This window comes from Methylotuvimicrobium sp. (assembly GCF_050611805.1).
GTDB lineage: Bacteria > Pseudomonadota > Gammaproteobacteria > Methylococcales > Methylomonadaceae > Methylotuvimicrobium.
This window is the reverse complement of record NZ_JBNGHF010000100.1, coordinates 1-4,403: the sequence shown is the minus strand read 5'-3', so window position 1 is coordinate 4,403 and position 4,403 is coordinate 1. Positions and strand designations below refer to the sequence as shown.

Below are 4,403 nucleotides of genomic sequence, written 5' to 3'. Positions count from 1 at the left end.
ACCGCTAACCGCTAACCGCTAACCGCTAACCGCTAACCGCTAACCGCTAACCGCTCAAAAGTTCCTCAACAAAAAAAATCAGGAGTTTTTCCTATAGGTGAAAGGGACAGCGCTCACTAAAATGGCCGCATTCAAAAAAGTGGCTTATGAGTGGTAACGCAATGTCTTTAATTTCTATAATAAAAATCGAATCTAATCAGAATACGATGGGTAGCGGGCAGAGCCAAGTAGCTCCGTTCCGTCTGAGTTTGATGATGGCTGCCGTCTTGGTTGCCGTGAATGCAAATGCTGCTAAAGTGGATGATCGTCCACCAAAATTGGAATTACCGAGCATCGAAATCATCGGACAAGCATCTCAATTGGAGCACATTCCCGGTTCCGGTTCGGTCGTCGATAAAACCGTTATCGAACGACAAGGCCCGTTATCGTCGAAGGATGCCTTACGTACCGTACCTGGCATTAATATTATCGATGAGGATGTACTGGGTAGACGTTTCAATCTCGGCATCCGTGGCTTAGACCCAAGGCGCGGCGTTCGAACGCAAGTCCTCGAAGACGGCGTGCCGATTCAATTGGCTCCCTACAGCGACCCGAGTAACCATTACATTCCATCGATGTTGCGTATCGATCGCATCGAGGTTTTAAAAGGCTCCGGGCAATTGATTTACGGGCCGCAAACGATCGGCGGTGCAATCAACTATGTTAGCCCTGCGATTCCGGAAGAGTTTAGCGGTTCGATTCGAGGCGCCGGCGGTAATAACGGTTATTACGATGCGCATGTCAATTTGGGCGGAACGATCGATAATGTCGGCTTGGCCTTAGATTATATTCGTCAAGAAGCGGACGGCAATCGTCAGGGCCAAAAACAATTGCTAGACGACTTAGCGCTCAGAAGCTTGATTAAATTCAACGACCAGCATCGCCTGTTGTTGAAAGGTACGCTGACTCATGAAGAGGCGCGCATGGGCGAGGCAGGCATGAAACGCGACGACTTTATCAACAATCCGCGCACCAACTTTTTGGTGAACGACGTATTCGAGGTCGAACGTTATTCCGGTCAGGCGCTCTATGAATTCGATGTCAGCGACGATGCGCGTTTTAGTACGAACATCTATGGACATTACATGTCGCGCGAGTCGATTAGGCAGGCTAGTGACTCAGAGAGTATGCCGAACTGTAATTTAAGTTCTGCACAACGCCGAGATTTTAGAAACGCGCCATTATGTGGTAACGAACAACGGCCTAGAAACTACGGCGTGTTCGGAATCGAACCACGCTTCGTATTTAATCATGATTTCTTTGACGTAAACAGTGAAACAGCGCTCGGTGTTCGAGGGCATTTCGAATGGGCCGAACGTAAACGCTTTGTCGGTAATGCCGGTCCGACAGATAGAACAAGAGGCTTAATCGATCTTCGAGGTCGAGACGACCGTTATCAAAACAATACGATCGATACACAAGCTTTCTCTTTCTTCGCTCAAAACAAGTTCTTTGTGGGCGACTTCACTGTTACTCCAGGGGTTCGGGTCGAGTATTTTCATATGGAAAATACCAACAATGTAGACGGACTATCTGCCAATCAGGACTTTGTTGAGGCGTTACCCGGCATCGGCGCCACTTATAACGGCTTTGACAATGTTACATTGTTCGCCGGTGTACACCGTGGATTCGCTCCGCCCCGCCCGGACGAAACGCTTGACCCGAGTACCGGTACTCTAAATCTGGTCAATCCAGAAACCAGTTTAAATTATGAAGTGGGGATTCGTACGCAGCCAACTCCAGGGATCAATGCTGAAATCACCTGGTTCAGAATCGACATTGATGATCAAATAATTCGTCTAGATTCAAACCGTAATATCAATGCCGGCGAGACTGTCCATCAAGGCTTGGAGACTGGATTTCGCTTGGACTCAGATCAACTGTTCGGAACAAAGTACAATTATTACTTAACGACATCCTACACTTATTTGGACGCCTTTTTTAATAGCGATATTCCCGATGCAGAAGGCGGGGCTATATCAAAAAATAATATATTGCCCTACGCGCCTTCGCACGTCGTTAATGCAAATATTGGTGTAGAAACTCCCTGGGGTTTGGATGTCCGTTTCGGAGTTCATAGTGTTAGTCGTCAATTTGTTGATCAAGAAAACACGCAAATTGAAGATCCTTTCGGCCAGGAAGGAACCATTCCAGGCTTTACGACCTTCAGTGCTTCAGCTAATTACAAAGCGACAAAAAATTTCGACATTTTCATGAATGCATATAACCTAAGTAACAAAAAATATATTGCCAACCGCGTTGACGGCATTCATCCGGGACAGCAATTCCAAATTATGGGAGGCGCTAGGATAAGTTTCTAATCAGCCCGGTTGTGAGCTATAGTAAAATCGTTTGCTATCTTCTTTGTGGGAGCGACGCCTTCGTCGCGATTTCGAGGTTGAGTGCATTAGGTAACAATAGATGGTATCGAGGACCGGCTGCCGACATCCTCGCCAAACTAACCCCTTACTTGACAGAGTGGAATGATTATTTGTCATCGTTTCCACGCTCTACATGGAAATGCAGTTCGAGTCACTCTACGGATCGGGGGCGCTGGAGCGTCCCCTGTCTGGGTTCCCGGAGGACCGTGGAAACCCGAAAAACCTGCCATCCATGGTAATTGGATTCCGGCAATTCCCGCCGGGATAACGCTTTCGATGTCTTTTCAACTACCATGCGAACATAGCCTAAATCTTCATGAAACTTTCCTCGTTCCCACCGCCGCTGAAAATCGTGGAAACGGAGCGTTAGCGAAGTGAAGATTTTTAGTCCCCGATAGCCGTAGCGCCGGGTGTTTTGCCGGAGTCTGCGCGACTAGCGCAGGCGGAGGCAAAATACAAGGCATCGCGACACGGCGTCAAGCCATTTGTGGGAGTGCTACGGAGCCGCATCGAGTTGACGATGATGTGGCGTAGTGGCACGGACGCAGGGCGAATCGGGGCCGCCGAAGGCAATAATCGCCAAGTCATTTTTCGCTGCTGAAATCGGACGGACCCCATTCTTGCCTCGCGGTAGCCAAGGTATGGGTTCCCACGGAGGACCGTGGGAACCAGAAATAGCAAATACTTTCATATTCTTGTACCCTTAGGCCGATGCCTCGTCCCGAACTCGAGAGGGCTTGTCGGCATCGGCAATGAGTGCACCTGTTAACTTTTCAATGAGGTCTATCATCATGAGTTATAAAAATAAAAATTTTTATTTGAGCGCCTTACTGGGCTTATTCGGCACGGTCGCTGTCGCTCAAGACAATACGGCCTTCGACGCCTGTCGCAAAGCAGTCGGCGAAGTGACGCAAGACCCGATTGTCAAAATGAAGTTGAAAAACAAAAAAGGCGTCGAGTATTACAAAATCAAAGCAAAATCGGCTGACGGCGCTAAATGGGAGTTTAAATGCGATAAAACCGGCAATATTTTCGAAAAAGAACAAGAATTGCCGAGCGCTGATCATTCGGCTTTTGCTACCTTGAAGAAAATTGATGAAGCGCAGGCTCGAAAAATAGCGCTAGATGCCTATCCGGGCACGATCAGTGAAGTGGAGTATGAAATCAATACCGACGGTTTTGCGGTCTATGAATTTGAAATAAAAATGGCGGATGGACGCGAAATGGAAGTCGAGGTCGACGCCGGAACCGGTAAAATCATCAAGGCCGAGGAAGATTGATTTTTATATACTTATCGTAGATAAAATTTCGGTCTCGGGGTGCCCGTCAAAGGACGCCGTAAACCCAGCACCTAAATTCCATAGCCTATTGGCCATGATTGATTACATAGATAATTTAGGTGCTGGGTAAATACGTCCATGTAGGCTCTATTCCAGCTCCATGCTGGCAAAGCCTTTGCTAGCGCCATGGATGGCGTGAATGTCTATTTTACAGGAGCAAAAATCGACCGAGCACCCCGAGGCCCCTCCGACACTGCCGAAATTTGAAATGCGAAAGGTATAGATAGCGCCAACGCGCTCCGGGCGGTTAATTAAAAGTAATTCGCGCAGAGGCGCGGAGAAATGATAAAAGACGACTCATGCAGCGAGGCTTTCAATCGGTGATAGCCGCTGTAAAGCGGAAACTATCAACAGCTTGTTCCTCAAACCCTATGTCCGACTTTTCAAAGAGCTCGAAAATTAGACCTGATTAGCAAGATGCTTCAGCTTACCGAAGTCAAGTGTCCGAGCAGGGGCTAGTCGTAGTCGCAAAAACTAAAATATGCTGTTACCCAAGCTCCAGCTTGGGTAACCTGTTTAGGAAGCTCTAGCTTCCCGACAATCAAGAAAAATTGAACGAGCGAGTCGGGATTGATTGAGAATGTGCGTAGGTTGTGTCGGTCACAGGAAGCTGGAGCTTCCGGGGTGTCTTTCCCAAGCTGGA

The 4,403-nt window shown here is 48.0% G+C and carries 3 protein-coding genes; 2 read left to right on the top strand and 1 reads right to left on the bottom strand.

Going from position 1 to position 4,403, the window contains the following annotated elements:
* Positions 1-161: 161 nt before the first annotated feature.
* Both ACRJJO_RS21715 and ACRJJO_RS21710 read left to right on the top strand, forming a co-directional pair.
* Positions 162-2,360, top strand: a complete 2,199-nt coding sequence (locus ACRJJO_RS21715) for a TonB-dependent receptor family protein (protein ID WP_431067645.1) — start codon at positions 162-164, stop codon at positions 2,358-2,360.
* Between the two features lie 851 nt (positions 2,361-3,211).
* Entirely contained in the window at positions 3,212-3,700 is a 489-nt protein-coding gene (locus ACRJJO_RS21710) for a PepSY domain-containing protein (protein WP_431067644.1), read from the top strand.
* 515 nt (positions 3,701-4,215) lie between these two features.
* Here the strand turns inward: ACRJJO_RS21710 and ACRJJO_RS21705 are convergent.
* A partial coding sequence (locus tag ACRJJO_RS21705; RefSeq protein ID WP_431067643.1) for a hypothetical protein occupies positions 4,216-4,403 on the bottom strand: 188 nt, incomplete at its 5' end.

What these genes read in the sequence shown, in the direction of transcription:
- ACRJJO_RS21715 (WP_431067645.1), top strand. Translation starts at nt 162, where the DNA reads ATGTCTTTAATTTCTATAATAAAAATCGAATCTAATCAGAATACGATG.
- ACRJJO_RS21710 (WP_431067644.1), top strand. Translation starts at nt 3,212, where the DNA reads ATGAGTTATAAAAATAAAAATTTTTATTTGAGCGCCTTACTGGGCTTA.